Genomic DNA, 735 nt, shown 5'->3' on the forward strand with positions numbered 1-735 from the left:
GTGGACAGACCTGGCACCTGACGCAGATGTGGCTGAACCGGAAACTCCTCGACGAGCGCCTGGAACTCAAATTCGGCCGCATGACCGTCGGCGAGGACTTCTTCAGTTTTTCCTGCGACTTCCAGAACCTCACGTTCTGCAGCGCCCAGCCGGGCAACCTGGTCGGCAGCTACTGGGTCAACTGGCCAACCAGCCAGTGGGCCGCGCGCGTCAAGTACCACACCGCAGGCAACAGCTACCTGCAACTCGGGGTGTACCAGGTCAACCCGAAGTACGTGGATGACGACTATGCGCGCCACAACGGCTGGAAGCCGAACAACCCGAGCGGCACGACCGGGGCCTTGATCCCGCTGGAAGCTGGCTGGCAACCGCGCTGGCGCGGCCTGCCCGGCATCTACAAGATCGGCGCCTGGTACAACACCTCGAACGGCGACGACCTGTATCTCGACGTGAACAGCAACCCGCGTGGCCTGACCGGCCTGGGCCCGCTCGAACGAAGCGGCCAGTACGGCGCCTACCTGAGCTTGCAGCAGCAGGTCACGGGCACCGCGAATGGCCGCGGCGCGACGGTCTTCCTGAACTTCACCCAGGCCGATCGCAACACGGCGCAACTGGACCGCCAGCTCGCGATCGGGGTGCAGTACAAGGGCCCCTTCGAAGATCGACCACAGGATTCCCTCGGCCTTGCCGTGGGCGCGACCCATAACAACGGGCGCTACGCTGATTTTGTAAATC

At 64.1% G+C, this 735-nt stretch carries 1 protein-coding gene; it reads left to right on the forward strand.

The genetic code is table 11. The features are described 5' to 3' along the window. Positions 1 to 735 (forward strand): carbohydrate porin (locus KVT32_RS27980; protein WP_217619183.1); only part of this gene is annotated, 735 nt, incomplete at both ends.

Source organism: Achromobacter sp. GbtcB20 (assembly GCF_019091095.1).
Classification (GTDB): domain Bacteria; phylum Pseudomonadota; class Gammaproteobacteria; order Burkholderiales; family Burkholderiaceae_B; genus Achromobacter; species Achromobacter mucicolens.